This is a genomic window from Pseudomonas sp. GZJR-8 (assembly GCF_002916705.1).
In the GTDB taxonomy this organism is placed as follows: domain Bacteria; phylum Pseudomonadota; class Gammaproteobacteria; order Pseudomonadales; family Pseudomonadaceae; genus Aquipseudomonas; species Aquipseudomonas synxantha_A.
Map to the genome: position 1 here is coordinate 341,015 of NZ_JXSI01000005.1, position 18,593 is coordinate 359,607.

18 protein-coding genes are annotated in these 18,593 nt (G+C 61.2%); 9 read left to right on the forward strand and 9 right to left on the reverse strand.

Going from position 1 to position 18,593, the window contains the following annotated elements:
* Window positions 1–22: 22 nt before the first annotated feature.
* On the forward strand, window positions 23–1,267 hold the full coding sequence (locus TK42_RS13205; protein WP_103734395.1) for a saccharopine dehydrogenase family protein: 1,245 nt from the start codon (window positions 23–25) through the stop codon (window positions 1,265–1,267).
* Between the two features lie 189 nt (window positions 1,268–1,456).
* Complete coding sequence (gene mddA / locus TK42_RS13210) at window positions 1,457–2,224, forward strand: methanethiol S-methyltransferase (protein ID WP_103734396.1); 768 nt, start codon at window positions 1,457–1,459, stop codon at window positions 2,222–2,224.
* Window positions 2,225–2,538: 314 nt separating this feature from the next.
* Here mddA and glsB read toward each other — a convergent pair whose 3' ends face one another.
* Both glsB and TK42_RS13225 read right to left on the reverse strand, forming a co-directional pair.
* Window positions 2,539–3,447, reverse strand: a complete 909-nt coding sequence (gene glsB / locus TK42_RS13220) for a glutaminase B (protein ID WP_103734397.1) — start codon at window positions 3,445–3,447, stop codon at window positions 2,539–2,541.
* Between the two features lie 55 nt (window positions 3,448–3,502).
* Window positions 3,503–3,847, reverse strand: coding sequence for a hypothetical protein (locus TK42_RS13225; RefSeq protein ID WP_032876239.1), 345 nt, complete (start codon window positions 3,845–3,847; stop codon window positions 3,503–3,505).
* Between the two features lie 314 nt (window positions 3,848–4,161).
* Between TK42_RS13225 and TK42_RS13230 the strand changes: the two genes are divergently transcribed.
* The gene (locus tag TK42_RS13230; protein ID WP_103734418.1) at window positions 4,162–5,244 is read left to right on the forward strand and encodes an LLM class flavin-dependent oxidoreductase; all 1,083 of its coding nucleotides are present in this window, start codon (window positions 4,162–4,164) and stop codon (window positions 5,242–5,244) included.
* 57 nt (window positions 5,245–5,301) lie between these two features.
* Here the strand turns inward: TK42_RS13230 and TK42_RS13235 are convergent, their stop codons facing one another.
* Together TK42_RS13235 and TK42_RS13240 are read right to left on the reverse strand one after the other, a co-directional pair.
* Window positions 5,302–6,096 carry a class II aldolase/adducin family protein gene (locus tag TK42_RS13235; RefSeq protein WP_005787679.1) on the reverse strand — a complete coding sequence of 265 codons (795 nt, stop codon included), beginning with the start codon at window positions 6,094–6,096 and terminating at the stop codon, window positions 5,302–5,304.
* 106 nt (window positions 6,097–6,202) lie between these two features.
* Window positions 6,203–7,108 carry a LysR family transcriptional regulator gene (locus TK42_RS13240; protein ID WP_032876242.1) on the reverse strand — a complete coding sequence of 302 codons (906 nt, stop codon included), beginning with the start codon at window positions 7,106–7,108 and terminating at the stop codon, window positions 6,203–6,205.
* Between the two features lie 213 nt (window positions 7,109–7,321).
* Between TK42_RS13240 and TK42_RS13245 the strand changes: the two genes are divergently transcribed.
* The 5 genes from TK42_RS13245 (at window position 7,322) to TK42_RS13265 (ending at window position 12,747) form a co-directional block, all read left to right on the forward strand.
* Window positions 7,322–7,933, forward strand: a complete 612-nt coding sequence (locus TK42_RS13245; RefSeq protein ID WP_103734398.1) for a cysteine dioxygenase — start codon at window positions 7,322–7,324, stop codon at window positions 7,931–7,933.
* Entirely contained in the window at window positions 7,930–9,513 is a 1,584-nt protein-coding gene (locus TK42_RS13250; protein ID WP_103734399.1) for a rhodanese-related sulfurtransferase, read from the forward strand. Before TK42_RS13245 ends, TK42_RS13250 begins: the two co-directional genes overlap by 4 nt.
* Before the next feature lie 82 nt (window positions 9,514–9,595).
* Window positions 9,596–10,570, forward strand: a complete 975-nt coding sequence (locus TK42_RS13255; protein ID WP_103734400.1) for an ABC transporter substrate-binding protein — start codon at window positions 9,596–9,598, stop codon at window positions 10,568–10,570.
* A gap of 66 nt (window positions 10,571–10,636) precedes the next feature.
* The gene (locus TK42_RS13260) at window positions 10,637–11,806 is read left to right on the forward strand and encodes an acyl-CoA dehydrogenase family protein (protein ID WP_103734419.1); all 1,170 of its coding nucleotides are present in this window, start codon (window positions 10,637–10,639) and stop codon (window positions 11,804–11,806) included.
* The gene (locus TK42_RS13265; RefSeq protein WP_032876254.1) at window positions 11,803–12,747 is read left to right on the forward strand and encodes a D-isomer specific 2-hydroxyacid dehydrogenase family protein; all 945 of its coding nucleotides are present in this window, start codon (window positions 11,803–11,805) and stop codon (window positions 12,745–12,747) included. Before TK42_RS13260 ends, TK42_RS13265 begins: the two co-directional genes overlap by 4 nt.
* A gap of 44 nt (window positions 12,748–12,791) precedes the next feature.
* Here the strand turns inward: TK42_RS13265 and TK42_RS13270 are convergent, their stop codons facing one another.
* The 5 genes from TK42_RS13270 to TK42_RS13290 form a co-directional block, all read right to left on the reverse strand.
* Window positions 12,792–13,673: a LysR family transcriptional regulator gene (locus TK42_RS13270; protein ID WP_103734401.1), complete on the reverse strand. Its 882-nt coding sequence runs from the start codon at window positions 13,671–13,673 to the stop codon at window positions 12,792–12,794.
* A gap of 180 nt (window positions 13,674–13,853) precedes the next feature.
* Window positions 13,854–14,471: an isochorismate family cysteine hydrolase YcaC gene (gene ycaC / locus TK42_RS13275; RefSeq protein ID WP_005787666.1), complete on the reverse strand. Its 618-nt coding sequence runs from the start codon at window positions 14,469–14,471 to the stop codon at window positions 13,854–13,856.
* A 24-nt stretch (window positions 14,472–14,495) separates the two neighbouring features.
* The gene (locus TK42_RS13280; protein ID WP_103734402.1) at window positions 14,496–16,334 is read right to left on the reverse strand and encodes an amidohydrolase; all 1,839 of its coding nucleotides are present in this window, start codon (window positions 16,332–16,334) and stop codon (window positions 14,496–14,498) included.
* Window positions 16,331–16,921 (reverse strand): antibiotic biosynthesis monooxygenase, encoded by a 591-nt coding sequence (locus TK42_RS13285; protein ID WP_032876263.1) that lies wholly within the window; start codon window positions 16,919–16,921, stop codon window positions 16,331–16,333. The genes TK42_RS13280 and TK42_RS13285 overlap by 4 nt, the downstream gene beginning before the upstream one ends.
* Window positions 16,922–17,045: 124 nt before the next feature.
* Window positions 17,046–17,951 carry a LysR family transcriptional regulator gene (locus tag TK42_RS13290; protein ID WP_103734403.1) on the reverse strand — a complete coding sequence of 302 codons (906 nt, stop codon included), beginning with the start codon at window positions 17,949–17,951 and terminating at the stop codon, window positions 17,046–17,048.
* 203 nt (window positions 17,952–18,154) lie between these two features.
* Here TK42_RS13290 and TK42_RS13295 point away from each other — a divergent pair, with 203 nt between their 5' ends.
* A complete protein-coding gene (locus TK42_RS13295) occupies window positions 18,155–18,553 on the forward strand; it encodes a helix-turn-helix domain-containing protein (RefSeq protein ID WP_103734404.1) in 399 nt (132 codons plus the stop codon).
* The last annotated feature ends 40 nt before the right edge of the window (window positions 18,554–18,593 follow it).

An 18,593-nucleotide genomic window follows, 5' to 3' on the forward strand; every position in this document is an offset into this window, starting at 1 on the left:
GGATATAGGAGAAATAAAGCAATTGAAAAAGAACGTTCTTATCATTGGTGCAGGAGGTGTCGCCAAGGTGGTGGCCCACAAGTGCGCGCAGCACAACGACGAACTCGGTCGTATTGCTATCGCGTCGCGCAACATCTCCAAATGCCAGGCCATCATCGACAGCGTCAAGGCCAAGGGTAGCCTCAAGGTACCCGCCGATATCCAGGCCTTTGCGCTGAACGCCCTGGACGTGCAAGCGACCAAGGCCCTGATCCGCGAGACCGAGTCGCAGATCGTCATCAACGTAGGTTCCGCGTTCCTCAACATGTCGGTGCTGCGTGCCTGCATCGACACGGGCGTTGCCTACCTCGACACCGCCATCCACGAAGAGCCGGGCAAGGTCTGCGAGACCCCGCCGTGGTACGGCAACTACGAATGGAATCACCTGGAAGAATGCAAACAGAAGAACATCACCGCCATCCTTGGCGTGGGCTTCGACCCGGGTGTCGTCAACGCGTACGCCGCGCTGGCGCAGCAACAGCATTTCGACCGCATTGATTCGATCGACATTCTCGACGTCAATGCCGGCTCCCATGGCAAATACTTCGCCACCAATTTCGATCCGGAAATCAACTTCCGCGAATTCACCGGGCAGGTGTGGAGCTGGCAGAACAGCCAGTGGACCAGCAACACCATGTTCGAAGTCAAACGTACCGACGACCTGCCGGTAGTCGGCTCGCAAAACCTCTACCTCACCGGCCACGATGAAGTGCACTCGCTGTCGAAAAACCTCGACGTGCCCAACGTGCGGTTCTGGATGAGCTTTGGCGAGCACTACATCAACGTGTTCACCGTGCTGAAAAACCTCGGCCTGCTCTCGGAAAAACCGGTCAAGACCGCCGAAGGCCTGGAAGTGGTGCCGTTGAAAGTGGTCAAGGCCGTGCTGCCCGACCCGTCATCGCTTGCCCCGGGCTACACCGGCAAGACATGCATCGGCGACCTGGTCAAAGGCACCAAAGGCGGCCAACCACGCGAGATGTTCATCTACAACGTGGCCTGCCATGAAGAAGCCTTTGCCGAGACCGACAGCCAGGGCATCTCCTACACCGCAGGCGTACCACCGGTAGCCGCAGCGCTGCTGGTTGCGCGTGGTGAATGGGATGTGAAGCACATGGCCAACGTCGAGGAACTGCCGGCTGAGCCGTTCCTGAAAGCGCTGGACGTGATGGGCTTACCGACTCGGATCAAGGACGAGAACGGTGATCGGGCTTGGGATGCGATTGCCTGAATAGGTGATTGCTGACTGACAAAAAATGCGCCCCCAGGGGCGCATTTTTTGTTTGGGCAAGCACACCACAATCCACGCAAGATAATCGCCAATCCATCTAAGCAACTGTCAATTCTCACAGGTTAAGGGCCGCACAAATTCCACTAGTCTGACTCACTTATCCCCTCACCATGTGCGAAAGGAATCGTCATGAGTCCGCAAAAACAAACCAACGACCTCACGGTACATCTGGCCTGGCTGCTCTACAGCATTGCCTGCTATCTGATTTTCCTGACCGCGTTTTTATACCTTATAGGCTTCACTGGTAGCGTGCTGGTGCCCAAAGCCATTAACGATGGGCAACCTGTCAACTGGCAGCTCGCAGCGCTGAGTAACGGCCTGCTGATGATTCTGTTCGGTGCCCAGCATAGCCTCATGGCACGTAGAAGCTTCAAGAACACAATGACCACACTCATTCCCCCCGTGGCTGAACGTTCCACCTATGTGCTGCTCAGCAGCCTGGTGCTTGGGTTGATGTTCTGGCTGTGGCAACCCATTCCATACACCGTCTGGGAGGTTGAAGCGGCTTGGGCCAAGGCACTGTTGTCAGGTGTGTTCTGGCTGGGCTGGGGCATGGTGTTGCTGGCAACCTTCCTGATCAGTCACTTCGAGCTGTTCGGGTTAAAACAGGCCGTTGATCATTGGCGAAACACCCCACAAAAGGCGGCGATATTTAAAACGCCGCTGTTCTACCGTGTCGTGCGTCACCCGATGTACCTGGGATTTTTGATCGCTTTCTGGGCAACCCCGCATATGACGGCAGGCCATCTGTTGTTTGCGCTGGGGATGTCGGTTTATTTGTTCGTGGGTGCCCGTTTCGAAGAAAGGGATCTGGTGCAGCTGTTTGGTGAGCGGTATCGACGCTACAGGCGTGAGGTGGGCATGATTGTGCCGCGCCTCAAAAAGCCACGTCGCTAGATTCCTGCAGGAGCGAGTTTGCTCGCGAAGATCGTCAAGGATGACGCAGGCAGCCTGGATGAACGCAGGGCATCTGCCGGATGCTGAAGGCGCGCAGTTGCTGGTAGACAAAGTCTTGGTGAAGCCTGCCCCGCCGCATAAAGCCAGGCCGTACACCACTCCCCAGAACACTGAAGATGCAAATGTGGGAGGGGGCTTGCTCCCGATAGCGGTGCGTCAGTCAATTAATTTATATCTGACACACGGCTATCGGGAGCAAGCCCCCTCCCACATTGTGTTTTTATAGCGCCTGTTGATCAGCGTTCCACTCGCCCCTAGAACACCGACCACCCAATCCGCTCACTCAACAATTCCAACGCCTTCATCCCCGCCAGCGAGTTCCCTGCCGCGTTCAACTCCGGCGACCACACGCACACCGTAAACTGCCCCGGTACCACCGCGACGATCCCCCCGCCTACCCCGCTCTTGCCCGGCAACCCAACGCGATAGGCAAAATTGCCCGCCTCGTCATACAGCCCGCTGGTGGCCATGATCGAGTTGACCTGCTTGGTCTGGCGCGCTGTCAAAATCTGCTCGCCACTGTGGGCACTCACGCCTTCATTGGCCAAGAAACTGAAGGCCCGGGCCAAGTCCAGGCAGCTCATCTGCAGCGCGCAATAGTTGAAGTAGCTGTGCAGCACCGCGTCCACATCGTTATGGAAGTTGCCGAAGGATTTCATCAGGTAGGCCATGGCCGCATTGCGCGCACCGTGCTGGGCTTCGGATTCGGCGACCACGCTATTGACCAGGATCTGCGGGTTGCCCGACAGGCGCCGTACAAAGTCGCGCATTGACAAAATCGGCACCGCAAAGCGCGATTGGTTGATGTCGCAGATCACCAGAGCGCCGGCATTGATAAACGGATTGCGCGGGCGGCCGCGTTCGAATTCCAGTTGCACCATGGAGTTGAACGGTTGCCCTGAGGGCTCATGGCCCAGGCGTTCCCAGATGCTTTCGCCGCCGTGATCGATGGCCTGCACCAGGCTGAAGACCTTGGAGATGCTCTGCACCGAGAACAGTGTGTCGGCATCACCGGCGCTGTAAGCCGTGCCATCGTTGCCGTAGACCGCAATGCCCAGTTGGTCGGCGGGCACGTCGGCCAGCGCAGGGATGTAGTCGGCCACTTTGCCGAGGCCGATCAGGGGGCGCACTTCGTCGAGAATCGACTCGAGCAGCGCCTGCATATCTTGTCCTGTCATCTTTGTTTGAATCAGTGAAAAACCAGGCGCGCAGGATACGTCAATGGGCGCGGAAGCCCCACACAATCTCTACCACCCGCTCGGCAACCACCACGTACACCAGGATCAACAACAGTTGTAGCGCCAGGTGATAGCGCAACTTGGCCAGCCTTCGAATGCCGTCACTGACGTTCAGCAACATCAACAGCGTCGACAGGATAATCAACCCCCAACCGGCGACGTTGGAGGCGAACACCCCGATAAACAACTCCTGTTGCCCCACCAGCGTATTGGTCCCCGCTGCGAACAACAGCGCGCACACCAGCAGGTTCTTTACGTTGTCGAAGATCTGTGTGCTCAGGTCGTTGTCCAGCAACGCCAGATATCGCGTCCATAACGTGCGCATACTTGAGTACCGATTGGGAGGGCTCGTCACTCAAGGTAGTTCATTTGCAGGCGCTGTCGAGCCAAGGCGAGGCATTAGAAATGCGCCACGTCCGAGAACAGTTTTTTAGAGGCCTTATCTATAAACGCTCTCCATTTGAGATCGAAGCCAAAAAACAGCTTCTATAATAATCAATCATAATTATTCTTTAATTTTATAATTAGGTTAGAACCAATCGGCATTTTACAGATTCGCCCGTGAGCCCTACTTTCATGCGACGGACCGACCCCCTGCCCGGTGGAGGCTTGTTTACCGACCTCGACAAGGACCTGACCATGAGCATCGAATTCATCGGCTATATCGGCGGCCATCACGCCTCGGAAATCCACCCGCGCAGCGGCCCGACTCTGCAACCGGACTACGTTGAAAGCGTCGCCCGTGCCCACGAAACGGCGGGGTTCGACCGCGCCCTGGTGGCATTCCATTCCAACAGCCCGGACAGCACGTTGATCGCGGCCCATGCGGCCAGCGTCACCACCCGACTGCAATTTCTTATCGCCCACCGCCCGGGCTTTGCCCAGCCCACCCTGGCTGCCCGCCAGTTCGCCACGCTGGATGTGTTCAACGGAGGGCGTACCGCCGTGCACATCATCACCGGTGGCGATGACAACGAACTGCGTGCCGATGGCAGCCATATCGGCAAGGATGAACGCTATGCGCGCACCGACGAGTACCTGAGCGTGGTGCGCCAGGAATGGACCAGCGAGCATCCCTTCGACTTCACCGGTACGTACTACCAAGTGCAAGGCGCGCACTCCACGGTGAAGTCGCCACAACAGCCGCATATCCCGCTGTATTTCGGCGGCTCTTCAGCGGCGGCGATTGCCGTGGCCGGCAAGCATGCGGATGTGTATGCGCTGTGGGGTGAAACCTATGAGCAGGTGCGCGACGTGGTGAGCCAGGTGCGGGCCGAAGCCGCCAGGCATGGGCGTACGATTCGCTTCAGTTTGTCTCTACGGCCGATCCTCGCCGAGACCGAGGAACTGGCGTGGCAACGTGCCGAGCAGATTCTGCAGCAGGCCACAGCACTGGCCGAGCAGCATGGCTTTGTGCGCCGTGAACCGCCGAATGAAGGCTCGCGGCGGTTGCTGGCGGCGGCGGCACAGGGGTCGCGGCTGGATAAGCGTTTGTGGACCGGGATCGCCGGGTTGCTCGGGGCGCAGGGCAACTCCACTTCGTTGGTGGGCACCGCAGAACAAGTTGCAGAGGCACTGTTGGATTACTACGACCTGGGGATTACCACTTTCCTGATTCGCGGGTTTGATCCGCTCAATGATGCGATCGACTATGGCAAGAAGTTGATTCCCCTCACCCGCCAGTTGGTCGCAGAGAGGGAACAGGCCCAGCAAGTGGCTTAAGAACAATGTGGGAGGGGGCTTGCTCCCTCCCACATTTGATTTGCTGCGCAATCAGGATCAGTTCTTGTAGTCGGTATCAGTGCGCTCCAACTGGCGTACCAGCGCATTCCAATGCCGTGCCACGCCCGGCCCTTCCCCATTGCTGAACACCTTGGCCTGCTGCTCGACCTTGGCTACCACCTCTGCGGGCGGGAAAACCAACTCGGCATTCCCCGCCGCCTGCGCAGCAATCTGGATATTGCACGCGCGCTCCAGGCCTTGCAGTTGCTGAAAGGCGTGCTCAACGCTGACACCCGCCGTCAACAAGCCATGGTTACGCAGGATCATCACGCTCTTGTCGCCCAAATCCGCGACCAGCCGCTCGCGCTCGTCCAGGTCCAGGGCCACGCCTTCATAGCCGTGGTAGGCCACGCGCCCTGAGAACGCAATGGCGTGCTGGGAGATCGGCAGCAAGCCGCCCTTCTGCGCCGACACGGCAATGCCGTCGCGGGTATGGGTGTGCAGCACCGCTTGCAAATCGTGGCGCGCGCCGTGAATGGCACTGTGGATCACATAACCGGCGTAGTTGATGCCAAGGCCCGTAGGGTCATCGACGAGAGTGCCGTCCAGATCGACCTTAACCAGGTTGGACGCAGTGATTTCATCGAACAACAGCCCAAAGGCGTTAATCAGGAAATGCTCATCGGGCCCCGGCACACGGGCCGAGAAATGGGTATAGATATGGTCGGTCCACTTGTACAGGGCCGCCAGGCGATAGGCGGCGGCCAGTTTGACACGCACCTCCCATTCCTCTGGCGTAACACGTTGGCGGACAGTATTGGAAACACTCGATAGCGAGGTGACGCTGCTCATGACAAAACTTCCTGGATGGCCTTAAGGACGTCAGGCCAGCCTAGGGGAAGCAAAAAAATAATAAAAATCACATTTTAATCTAAGCTAATTATTATTTTTTTTCATATCACGCCACTTCCCGAACCTTATGCAAAGAAGCCGCCACCCATTGCCCGAACGCATCCACCGGCCCTTGCAGGTTGCCGAGAAAGTGCGGATAGATCAGCCACAAATCCATCACCGGTTTGAAATCCTTGAGCGGCATCACTGCCAGGTGCTCGCGCTGAGCGCTGCGTTCCAGCAACGGACGTGGCACCAGGCCAAGGCCCAGCCCATCCGCCACCAGACCCAGTTGCAACTCGGTGCCGAAGGTTTCCAGGTTGACCCGCAACGCCAGGCCCTGGTCCGACAAGGTGCGCTGCAACCCGGCACGGAAGCCGCAACCATCCGGGTTGAGGATCCAGCCGTTCTGGTACACGTCCGCCAGCTTGCAAGGCTTCTTCGGCAGCTGCGCCTTGGCACAGACCACTACCAGTTCCATCTTGCCGATGGACTCGCCGACAACGTTGTCCGGGAAAATCTTGCCCGCCGGGAACAACGCCACCGCCGCATCCAGTTCGCCGCGTTCGATCTTGCCGACCAATTGGCTGCCCCAGCCGGTGGCAACCTGGGCGCGCAGGTCGGCGTATTCAGTGCGCAGGTGCTTGAGCGCATCCAGCAACACCACATCGCCAATGGTTTGCGGGACGCCCAGGCGTAACACGCCGGTGGGCGGTGCATCGGTGGCCACCAGTTCGCGCAGGGCATCCATCTCACGCAAGATCAGCCGGCATTGTTCATAGACGCGGGTGCCGATCAGCGTCGGCTTGAGGGGTTTGGTGTTGCGGTCGAACAGCTCCACCCCCAGCGCCTGCTCAAAGTTCTGCACACGGCGGGTAATAGCCGGCTGGGTCAGTTGCAACGACTCGGCGGCATGGCTGATGGACTGGCAACGAATCACTTCGACAAAGGCATCGATATCGTCAATTTTCATTTGGGCCGCACATAGAGATCAGTCATTAAGATGTGCGTGAAGCATAGTTGTCGCGCACCGCTCTGGATAGCCCACCTTGGGATCGATAACGTCTAACGCTATTCACGGCGGTTCTAAATTACCTGTGGCTATAAGCTAATCATTAAAAAATAGCATATTAACTATAAACATTATGCTTATATAAACCCATCACAACAGCACGATGGAATGGTCATGCCCCAGGCCCGACACCCCGAGAGACTCAGAGCCTTCATAGGCGCCCTGGCGGAATTGATCGACGCCAACCCACGTGAAGGCGACCTGCTGCACCGCGGCGGCAAACTGCTGGCGCAACTGGTCAGCCATGATGACTGGCTCCCCGACGAGTTCGCCCAGCCCGATCCCAAGCGCTATCAGCAATTTTTGCTGCATGCCGATTCGCGCCAGCGTTTCAGCCTGGTCAGTTTTGTGTGGGGGCCAGGGCAAAGCACGCCGATTCATGACCATCGGGTGTGGGGGCTGATCGGCATGTTGCGGGGCGCTGAGTTTTCCCAGGGCTTTGCTCGTGCGCCCGACGGCAGCCTGGTGGCGCAAGGCTCACCCGTCCAGCTGCTGCCGGGCCAGGTCGAGGCGGTATCGCCCAAGATCGGCGATATCCATCAGGTCAGCAATGCCCACCGCGATCAGGTGTCCATCAGCATCCATGTATACGGCGCTAATATCGGTGCGGTACGCCGTGCGGTGTACCAGCCCGACGGCAGCGAAAAATTGTTTATCTCCGGTTATTCCAACGCCACGCTCCCGAACATCTGGGACCTGTCCAAAGAAAAGAGCCCTGCCCTATGACCACCGTATCGACCCGCAGCTTTGCCCAGATTCGTCAGGCCCTGTTGGACCGTGAGGAGCTGGCGTTGATCGACGTGCGTGAAGAAGCGCCGTTTGCCGAGTCCCACCCGTTGTTCGCCGCCAATATCCCGCTGTCCAAGCTGGAACTGGAGGTGTACGCACGCATTCCACGCCGCGATACCCAGGTCACCCTGTATGACAACGGTGAAGGGCTGGCCAGCCGCGCTGCCGAACGTCTACTTGAGCTGGGCTACACCCAGGTCAGCCTGCTTGAGGGGGGACTGGACGGGTGGCGCCGCGCGGGTGGCGAGCTGTTTATCGACGTCAACGTGCCGAGCAAAGCCTTTGGCGAGCTGGTGGAAAGCCAGCGCCACACGCCATCCCTGGCCGCCGAAGAAGTCCAGGCCCTGCTCGACAGCCAGGCCGATGTGGTGGTGCTCGATGCCCGCCGTTTCGACGAATACCAGACCATGAGTATTCCAACCGGTATCAGCGTGCCGGGTGCCGAGCTGGTCTTGCGCGCCCGCGAACTGGCGCCAGACCCGGCCACGCGCATTATCGTCAACTGCGCCGGGCGCACCCGCAGCATTATTGGTACCCAGTCGTTGATCAATGCCGGCCTTCCCAACCCGGTCGCGGCGCTACGCAACGGCACCATCGGCTGGACCCTGGCCGGGCAAACACTTGCCCACAGCCAAGCCCGCCGCTTCGCGCCAACGCCAGAGGAACATCGCCAACCCGCCGCCGAGGCTGCACGCCGCGTTGCCGACAAGGCCCGTGTCGGCCGCGCCACCCTTGGCGATCTACACCACTGGCAGCAGGACACGACGCGCACCACCTACCTGTTCGATGTGCGCACCCCGGAAGAATTCGAAGCCGGGCACCTGCCCGGGGCACGCGCCACACCCGGCGGGCAACTGGTGCAGGAAACCGACCACGTCGCCAGCGTACGCGGTGCGCGCCTGGTGCTGGTCGATGATGACGGCGTGCGTGCCAATATGTCCGCCTCCTGGCTGGCTCAGTTGGGTTGGCAAGTGCATGTGCTGGATGACCTGCAAGCCGAGCACTTCAGCGAACGCGGCGGGTGGGTCGCGCCAGTGCCTGCGCCACCCCAGGCCGAACTGATCAGCCCGCACACCCTCGCCGACTGGCTGGGCCATGGTGACACCGTGGTGCTGGACTTCACCGCGAGCGCCAACTACGTCAAACGCCATATCCCCGGTGCCTGGTGGGTGCTGCGTGCGCAACTGCCCCAGGCCCTGGCCAAGGTGCCGCGTGCCCAGCGCTACGTATTGACCTGCGGCAGCAGCCAATTGGCACGCCTGGCGGTGGCCGAGGTGCAAGCGCTGACCGGCCAGCAGGTGTTCGTGTTGCAGGACGGCACTGCCGCCTGGATCGCCGCGCAACTGCCACTGGAGGAAGGCGAAACCCACCTCGCCTCACCGCGTATCGACCGCTACCGTCGCCCCTACGAAGGCACCGACAACCCACGGGAAGCCATGCAGGCTTACCTGGATTGGGAGTTCGGCCTGGTCGAGCAACTGGCCCGCGACGGCACCCATGGTTTCTACGTGATCTGACCTGCTGCTGCATCGTTTTCGCCTATCCGACCCCTTCTCCAGGTGGAGGTATCCCCCTTATCCAACGCCTGGAGTGTGTCCCATGCTGTACGCCATCCCTTTCAAACACCTGCTACTGGGCGCCGCCCTGGCCCTCGGCCTGCTGTCCAGCGTACAGGCTGCCGACCTGCAACCGCTGCGCGTGGCCAACCAGAAATCCACGATCAAGGCGCTGCTGCAAGCCTCTGGCGAAACCCGCAACGTGCCCTACGAAATCAAGTGGTCGGAATTCCCCTCGGCCTCGCCCTTGGGCGAAGCGCTGAATGCCGGCGCCGTTGATGTCGGCGCCCTCGGTGACGCTCCTTATGTGTTCGCCCTGGGCGCCGGCGCATCGCTCAAAGTGATCAGCATCATCCATGCACAAGGGCGTAACACCACCGCGCTGCTGGTGCCCAAGGACTCGCCGATCAAGACCGCGGCCGATCTCAAAGGCAAAAAAATCGTCACCGGGCGCGGCTCCATCGGGCATTACCTGGCGATCAGGGCCCTGAACGATGCGGGCCTGAGCACTCAGGATGTGCAGTTCATATTCCTGCTGCCTGCCGAATCGCGGCTGGTGCTGGACAACGGCACTGCAGACGCCTGGGCCACCTGGGACCCGTACACCACCGTGGTCACCTCACAGAGCAACGCTCGCGTGCTGGTCAGCGGTAAACACGTGCTGAGCAATCACCTGTACTTCGCTGCGACCGGCCAGGCCATTGCCGACAAGCGCGCGCAACTGGACGACTTTGTCGCACGGGTTGACCGCGCCTACGCTTGGGCCAACGCCCACCCCGATGAGTATGCCGCCGCCCAGGCCAGGATCACCGGCTTGCCGCTGGCCGTGCATATCGAAGTAGCCAAGGACACTCACCTGTCGCCGGTCGCGATTGACGACGCCGTGATCAGCGGCCTGCAAGCCACCGCCGACACGTATGTAAAAGAGGGGCTGCTGCCCAACCGCATCGATGTCTCCCAGGGCTTCGATCCAAGCTTTAACGCCAAGCGTGCCACCCTCGACCAGGCCTCGCGCTAAAGAGGGATGCAGTGCGAGCCCCGCTCAAGGCTAGACACCCTCCCACACTTGACCGAGTACATGCTGATGACTCACTCGTCTCTACGCGCTGTAGACGTCGTCGATTTCGACACCACGCTCACCCGCCTCAGCGCCGAACTGGCCGGGACCGCTCATGTCTATGACGAAAGCGGCGCCTTCCCCCACGCCAACTTCAACCTGTTGCACCAACACGGCCTGGTCGCCCTCACCGTCCCCAGCGCCCTCGGCGGCGGCGGTGCCAGCCTGGCACAGGCGCGCAAGGCCATCAGCGCCGTCGCCAAGGGCGAGCCCTCCACGGCGCTGATCCTGGTGATGCAGTACCTGCAACACGCCCGCCTGCAAGACAGCAAAACCTGGCCCCGGCACCTGCGCGTACGCGTCGCCGAGGACGCGGTGCGCAACGGTGCGCTGATCAATGCCCTGCGCGTCGAACCGGACCTGGGCACACCGGCCCGTGGCGGTTTACCCGCCACCACCGCCGTGCGCACCGTTGACGGCTGGCGTATCAGCGGGCGCAAACTCTACTCCACCGGCAGCCATGGTTTGAGCTGGTTCAGCGTATGGGCGCGCAGCGACGACGCAGACCCGCTGGTGGGCGCCTGGCTGGTGGCCAGGGACAGCCCCGGCGTGAGCATCATCGACACCTGGGATCACCTGGGTATGCGCGCCACTTGCAGCCACGAGGTGGTGCTCGACAACGTACTGGTGCCACTGGACCACGCCGTCAGCGTCAGCCCCTTTAACGCGCCGCAGCCGGAGCTGGATGGCGAAGGCTTGCTGTGGATGTCGGTGCTGCTGTCGTCGGTTTACGACGCGGTGGCCCAGGCGGCGCGGGACTGGTTGGTGAATTGGCTGCAAGAGCGCAAGCCATCCAACCTGGGTGCTGCGCTGTCCACTTTGCCGCGCTTTCAGGAAACCGTCGGCCATATCGACACCTTGCTGTTCGCCAATCGCAGCCTGCTTGAGGCTGCCGCTCAAGGCCACACGCCGACCGCCAACGCCGCACAATTGAAATACCTGGTGACCGGTAACGCGATCCGCGCCGTCGAGCTGGCCATCGAAGCCTCGGGCAACCCAGGCTTGTCACGCCATAGCCCACTGCAACGGCATTACCGCGATGTGCTGTGCAGCCGCGTGCATACCCCACAAAACGACGCCGTGCTGCAAGGTGTCGGCAGAGCCGTGTTTACCCAACACCAGAAGGAGCGCCCATGAGCCACGTGATAATTGCCAGCCAGTTGGACGAAGACTTCAACCAGGTCATTCGCGAACGACTGGCGCCGCTGCACCCCCAAGCTCAGGTGATCGGTGTGCCGGTGGGTGCGCCGAACGACCTGCCACCCCAGGCCAATATCCTGCTGTTGCGCCCGATCAATGTGCGCGGCTATATCGCCCCCGACACGCCCCCACCGGGCTGGCCCTACGGCGCGCAATGGGTGCACCTGGTGTCATCGGGCATCGACTTCTACCCGCAGTGGCTGTTCAACGGCCCGCCTGTGAGCACGTCCAGGGGCAGCGCGGCCGACAACCTGGCCGAATTCGCCCTGGCAGCAATCTTTGCCGCCGCCAAACATCTGCCGGACATCTGGGTGAAAGACTCGCAGTGGAATTTCACCGCCCTGCGCCCGCTCAAAGGTACCACCCTGGGTATCTTGGGCTTTGGGGCGATTGGCGAAAGCCTGGCGCAAAAAGCCCTGGGCCTTGGCCTCAAGGTGATCGCGCTGCGTCAGAGCCAGGCTCCGTTCAGCGCCGGCGTGGAGGCCGCCACTGACATCCACGACCTGTTCGCCCGCGCCGACCACCTGGTGGTGGCGGCACCACTGACCGAGGCAACGCGGCACGTTATCAACCGTGACGTGCTGGGCAGCGCCAAGCCGGGGCTGCACCTGATCAACATCGCACGCGGTGGCTTGCTGGATCAGGAGGCGCTGCTGGAGGCGCTGGATAACGGGCAGATCGGGCTGGCATCGCTCGACGTGACCGAGCCGGAGCCGTTGCCGGACGGGCATCCGCTGTATACCCATCCCAGGGTGCGGTTGTCGCCGCATACGTCGGCGATCTCTACCAACAGCAAGGAGGAGATTGCGGATACGTTCCTGGCGAATCTGGAGCGGTATGTGGCGGGCCTTGAATTAACCAACGTTGCAAACGCCTGACGCTATTCAAATTACAGGAGCTGGCTGGCCTGCTCCCACACGTATCAGCAACCGCCAGCCAGGCGTTCACGCAGGAACTCGACCAACGCCTGTACCGGCCGTGAACTCTGCCGGTGCTGGGGGTACACCGCCGACAACGTCAGGGCTTCGGGCGCGAACTCGTCCAATACGCTGACCAGGCGACCATCCTTCAATGCCTCGCCGACTATGAACGTCGGCAGGTAGGTAACCCCCAACCCGGCAATGGCGGTGTCACGCAGCAAATCGCCGTTGTTGACCCGCATGCGCCCGCTCACATTCAGCGCTTGCAGCTTGCCCTTGAAACGCCATTGCACCTGGCGGCCGTGACCGTAAGGCAGGCAGTCGTGGTCGGCAAGGTCGTCAGGTTTTTGCGGCGTGCCGCGCAAAGCCAGGTAATCGGGGCTGGCGCAATACACCCTCGGGATGCTGGCGATACGGCGGGCGATCAAGGTGGAATCTTCCAGGGTGCCGATCCGCAGCACCAAGTCGTAGCCTTCGCCGATCAGGTCTACCGGGCGGTCGCTGAGATCAACCTCCACCGACACGTCGGGATAGCGCTGCAGGAACAGCGGCAGCAGGAAACCCAAGTGCGCCATGGCAAACGAAAGCGGCGCACTGAGGCGAATCGTGCCGCGCGGTTCGCTGTTCTGCCCGGCAATGCCCTGCTCCACCTGCTCGACATCACTGAGCAGGCGCAAGGCGGATTCGTAGTAACTCTGGCCCAGTGGCGTGACATCCAGGCGCCGCGTGGAGCGATTGAGCAGGCGCACGCCCAGGCGTTCTTCCAGCTGGATCAGGCGGCGGCTGACAAATTGCTTGGACAGGCCCAGTTGCTCGGCGGCGGCGGTGAAACTGCCGGACTCCATGACCTGACAGAACAGGCGCATGTCTTCGAAGGGGTTCATTGTCGCTACTCGGTGGACGATGGGCTGTTTTATAGCGGGTTAAGAGGCACACCACAAACCTGATGTGGGAGGGGGCTTGCTCCCGATAGCGGTGGGTCAGTCAATTAATCCATATCTGACTCACCGCTATCGGGAGCAAGCCCCCTCCCACAGGGATTACCTACAAGTTTCGAGAACCGGTTATTTGGCAGTAAACGCCGAGTAGCTGTTCATCAGGTTGCGGTAGTTGGGGATGCGCGGCGACAGCAGGTTGGCCAGGCCTTCCATGTCGTTGCGCCAGTCTACTTGCAGCTCGCAGGCCACCGAGAACCAGTTCACCAGTTGCGCACCCGCGGCGGTCATACGTGCCCAGGCAGCTTGTTGCACGGTCTCGTTGAAGGTGCCGGAGGCGTCAGTGACCACAAACACCTCGAAGCCTTCGGCCAGGGCGCACAGGGTCGGGAAGGCAACGCACACATCCGTCACCACACCAGCAATGATGATCTGCTTACGGCCGGTGGCCTTGACGGCCTTGACGAACTCTTCATTGTCCCAGGCGTTGATCTGGCCAGGGCGAGCGATGTACGGCGCGTCCGGGAACAATGCCTTGAGTTCCGGAACCAGTGGGCCGTTGGGGCCGCTTTCAAAGCTGGTGGTCAGGATGGTCGGCAGGTTGAAGAACTTGGCTACGTCGGCCAGGGCCAACACGTTGTTCTTGAACTCGTTGGGGGAAAAATCCTGCACCAGGGAGATCAGACCGGTTTGGTGATCGACCAGCAGGACAACGGCGTCATCTTTGTTCAAGCGCTTGTAAGTCATGGGTTAACTCCTTCGATTTGCTGATTAAAAGGCAAAGCACGAGCAGCCGAACGCGCCCCAGAAACCCTGGAAGTCGCTGACCGGCACGCTGGAAAGACGGGCTTTTTCATGGCTGTGGGCGTGTACGCCGCACGGGCCGCTGCACTGATGTACCTGCGCCTGCATCGGCGAAGTCGGGCGCCAGTGCCCCGGCACCTTGGCCACCGGCGACCAGTCCGGCAGCACCGGCACGCGCGGCGGTGCGTAATCTTCGAAGTCGCCAGTGCCGTAGACGACCTTGCCGCCGACCACGGTGAGTACCGACTCGATCCACTTGATGGCCTCTTCATCGACACTGAAAAAGTCCGCCGACAGCGCTGCGACATCGGCCAACTGACCGACCTTGATCTGGCCTTTCTTGCCCTGCTCGGACGAGAACCAGGCGCTGCCGTGGGTAAACAACTCCAGCGCGGTAAGGCGCGGCAAGCCCTCGGCATGCAGCTCCAGGCCGCCGACCGTGCGCCCGCTGACCATCCAGTACAACGAGGTCCAGGGGTTATAGCTGGAGACCCGCGTGGCATCGGTGCCCGCCCCTACCGGCACGCCTTCGGCCAACATGCGTTTGATCGGTGGCGTGGCTTCGGCGGCCTTGGCGCCATAGCGCTCGACAAAGTACTCACCCTGGAACGCCATGCGATCCTGGATCGCAATACCACCGCCGAGGGCGCGCACCCGTTCGATGTTTTTCGGGGTGATGGTTTCGGCATGGTCGAAGAACCACGGCAGGCCATTGAACGGAATGTCACGGTTGACCTTCTCGAACACGTCGAGCATACGCGAGATGGATTCGTCGTAAGTGGCGTGCAGGCGGAACGGCCAGCGCTGTTCCACCAGGTGGCGCACCACCGGTTCCAACTCCTGTTCCATGGTCAGCGGCAGGTCCGGACGTGGTTCGAGGAAGTCTTCGAAGTCCGCAGCGGAGAACACCAGCATCTCCCCGGCACCGTTGTGGCGCAGGTAGTCGTCACCCTGATGCAGGGTGACGCTGCCGGTCCAGTTCTTGAAGTCGCTGAGTTCTTCCTTGGGCTTTTGGGTGAACAGGTTGTAGGCGATGCGCACCGTCAACTGCTGGTCCTTGGCCAGTTGCTCGATCACCGCGTAATCGTCCGGGTAGTTCTGGAAACCACCGCCGGCATCGATAGCGCTGGTCAGGCCCAGGCGATTGAGTTCGCGCATGAATTGGCGGGTGGAGTTGACCTGGTATTCCAGCGGCAGTTTCGGGCCTTTGGCCAAGGTCGAATACAAAATCATCGCGTTGGGCCGCGCCACCAGCATCCCGGTGGGGTTGCCGTTGCTGTCACGTACGATCTCGCCGCCCGGTGGGTTCGGCGTGTCCTTGGTGTAGCCGGCCACGCGCAGCGCCGCACGGTTGAGCAAGGCGCGGTCGTACAGGTGCAGCACGAACACCGGCGTATCCGGCGCGGCCTGGTTGAGTTCTTCCAGGGTGGGCATGCGTTTTTCGGCGAACTGGAATTCGTTCCAGCCGCCGACCACGCGCACCCATTGCGGCGTGGGGGTACGGTCGGCCTGGTCCTTGAGCATGCGCAAGGCATCGGCCAGGGACGGCACACCCTCCCAGCGCAGTTCGAGGTTGTAGTTCAGCCCGCCACGGATCAGGTGCAGGTGCGAGTCGTTTAGGCCGGGGATGACGGTGCGTCCCTTGAGGTCGATCACCTGGGTGCCGTTGCCGCGCAGGGCCATGGCCTCACCGTCAGTGCCGACAGCGACGAAGCGCCCGTCGCGGATGGCGACGGCGCTGGCGCGTGGGTTTTCCCGGTCCACAGTGTGGAACTGGCCATTGAACAGAATCAGATCGGCGTTCATAGGGTTTCCTTTACAGAGGCTTCAAGCCAGGGAGCGAACAGGCGGGTGGCTGCCGGCATCAGCAGGTACACCACCAACAGCACGATGGTGAGGGTGACCAAAAAGGTCGAGACCACGTAGTTGGACAAAAACGGATGCAGCCGCAGGATCGGCCCCCAGATAAAGGGCAGCAGCAAGGTTTGCGGCAGGATCACAAGCAGGCTGACCACCGCCTGCTTCCAGCGCGGCGGCTTGGCGGCGCCGTCGGCCTGAGGGGCGAACCAGAACTCATTGGCGCCGCCGATTTCAGTCTGATCGCCGTCAGCCAGCATCGGCGCGGCTTCGTCGATCAGGGCCTGGCGTTGCGGGGAGTCGAGCCACAGTTCCAGGGCATCGGTGGAGCTATAGCGCAATACGCAGGTGAACAGGGCCGTGCCGTTTTGCTGGCTGCGCACCACGTCGACGCCCAGGTGGCCGGGGCGTTCGCCAGCGATACGCACGATGCGGCGTAGCCAGGCTTCGTACTCGGTTTCACGGCCGGGCTTGACCCGGTGCTTGACGACCAGCGTGACGACTTCGTCAGAGCTGGTTTTAGGTGTTGGGTCCATGATTGGGTGACTCCCCCGCAGGATTGAGCGATGGGAGGAGTTTGCCGGGCCGGGGGTACTGGGAATTGGATGTATGTGCTGTCTGGGTTTCTGTGGGAGGAGATCACCGACAGTCACTTGGCAGTCAGCTCGCCGCCATATGCTCGGCAATCCGCCCGCGTAGCCAGCGCTCCGCCGGGTCATTGTCATGCACCCCGCTCCAGACCATCGACAGCTCCGCCGCATCAATCGCAAACGGCGGATCCTCGGCCCGCAAGCGGGTGCCTTCGGTCAACGCGCACGCTGCGTAGTCCGGCACGGTCGCGATGATCTGTGTACCCGCCAGCAACGCGCGCAACCCGCTGAACTGCGGCACCGCCAGCACCACCCGCCGCGAGCGACCGATGCGCGCCAGGTCCAAATCGATATTGCCGCTCAAGTCCCCTGAAAACGACACCATTGCATGGGGCCTGGCGCAGTAGTCATCCAGAGTCAGCGGCGCCTCACCGTCATCCCCGCGCAACACCTTGCAGGGAATATCCCGCAGTTTCTTGCGCTTGGCATTGGCCGGCAGTTCGGTGGTGTAGCTCACCCCGACCGAAATTTCGCCGCTGGCCAGCAGCGATGACATCAACAGGTAATTGGCCCGGCGCACCACCACGATGATGCCCGGGGCCTCCTCGCGCAATTGGCTGAGCAACGCGGGAAACAGCCCGAACTCGGCGTCATCGGACAGGCCAATGCGAAACACCGCGCAACTGGTGGAAGGGTCGAAATCCTTGGCGCGGCTGACGGCGCCGGAGATGGTGTCCATGGCCGGTTGCAGCTCCTTGAGTATTGCCACCGCACGTGGCGTGGGCTCCATGCCGCGACCGTTGCGCAGCAACAACGGGTCGTCGAACAAATCGCGCAGACGGCCCAGCGCCGCGCTGACCGCCGGTTGGCCCATGAAGAGCTTCTCGGCGACCCGGGTCAGGTTTTTTTCGAACATCAGGGCCTCGAAAATCACCAGCAGGTTCATATCGACGCGACGCAGGTCGTTGCGGTTCATGGCGGTATCCAGACAATTTGCAGAGGGCAAGCAAAGCATGCCCCGCACGCCTGCGATTGCATAGCCGTGCTGTCTTTTATGCGACGGCACCTGGCGAAATTAACAACGATTAACTCGTCAGCCAGGCGGCCCGGCAACAAGATAAGCCGCGTCTACACTGCATCCATTCACGGGAACGCTCCCATCGACTGCGGATATTTGTCATGGCCCGACTTGAGCAATATGCCCCTCGTTTGTCCGCCACCGGTGGCCTGTGCCCCCGGCGCGAGCGCATCGCCAAGCAATTGATCCTCGCCAATCTCGGCGAAAGCCTGGCCATCGCCGACCTGGCCCAGGCCTGCGCCTTGTCGCGCAGCCATTTCTCCCGCGCCTTCAAATGCACCACCGGGGTGTCGCCCCAGGAATGGATTCGCCAGCAGCGGATTCTGCGGGCCAAGGAATTGATCACCGGTTCGTCCTTGAGCCTCACGCAAATCAGCCTGGAATGCGGATTCTGCGACCAGGCGCACTTCTGCCATATGTTCACGCGCAGCGAAGGTGTGAACCCGATGACCTGGCGAAATCACCACTCGCGTCCCAAACCTGACGTGATCGCCGCCTAGTGGTCGTGACGCAGCTGGAATATGCTGGCCCAACCCCTAC

Coding starts and splice junctions, on each gene's coding strand:
- mddA (WP_103734396.1), top strand. CDS start 1,457: ATGAGTCCGCAAAAACAAACCAACGACCTCACGGTACATCTGGCCTGG.
- glsB (WP_103734397.1), bottom strand. CDS start 3,447: ATGCAGGCGCTGCTCGAGTCGATTCTCGACGAAGTGCGCCCCCTGATC.
- TK42_RS13225 (WP_032876239.1), bottom strand. CDS start 3,847: ATGCGCACGTTATGGACGCGATATCTGGCGTTGCTGGACAACGACCTG.
- TK42_RS13230 (WP_103734418.1), top strand. CDS start 4,162: ATGAGCATCGAATTCATCGGCTATATCGGCGGCCATCACGCCTCGGAA.
- TK42_RS13235 (WP_005787679.1), bottom strand. CDS start 6,096: ATGAGCAGCGTCACCTCGCTATCGAGTGTTTCCAATACTGTCCGCCAA.
- TK42_RS13240 (WP_032876242.1), bottom strand. CDS start 7,108: ATGAAAATTGACGATATCGATGCCTTTGTCGAAGTGATTCGTTGCCAG.
- TK42_RS13245 (WP_103734398.1), top strand. CDS start 7,322: ATGCCCCAGGCCCGACACCCCGAGAGACTCAGAGCCTTCATAGGCGCC.
- TK42_RS13250 (WP_103734399.1), top strand. CDS start 7,930: ATGACCACCGTATCGACCCGCAGCTTTGCCCAGATTCGTCAGGCCCTG.
- TK42_RS13255 (WP_103734400.1), top strand. CDS start 9,596: ATGCTGTACGCCATCCCTTTCAAACACCTGCTACTGGGCGCCGCCCTG.
- TK42_RS13260 (WP_103734419.1), top strand. CDS start 10,637: ATGACTCACTCGTCTCTACGCGCTGTAGACGTCGTCGATTTCGACACC.
- TK42_RS13265 (WP_032876254.1), top strand. CDS start 11,803: ATGAGCCACGTGATAATTGCCAGCCAGTTGGACGAAGACTTCAACCAG.
- TK42_RS13270 (WP_103734401.1), bottom strand. CDS start 13,673: ATGAACCCCTTCGAAGACATGCGCCTGTTCTGTCAGGTCATGGAGTCC.
- ycaC (WP_005787666.1), bottom strand. CDS start 14,471: ATGACTTACAAGCGCTTGAACAAAGATGACGCCGTTGTCCTGCTGGTC.
- TK42_RS13280 (WP_103734402.1), bottom strand. CDS start 16,334: ATGAACGCCGATCTGATTCTGTTCAATGGCCAGTTCCACACTGTGGAC.
- TK42_RS13285 (WP_032876263.1), bottom strand. CDS start 16,921: ATGGACCCAACACCTAAAACCAGCTCTGACGAAGTCGTCACGCTGGTC.
- TK42_RS13290 (WP_103734403.1), bottom strand. CDS start 17,951: ATGAACCGCAACGACCTGCGTCGCGTCGATATGAACCTGCTGGTGATT.
- TK42_RS13295 (WP_103734404.1), top strand. CDS start 18,155: ATGGCCCGACTTGAGCAATATGCCCCTCGTTTGTCCGCCACCGGTGGC.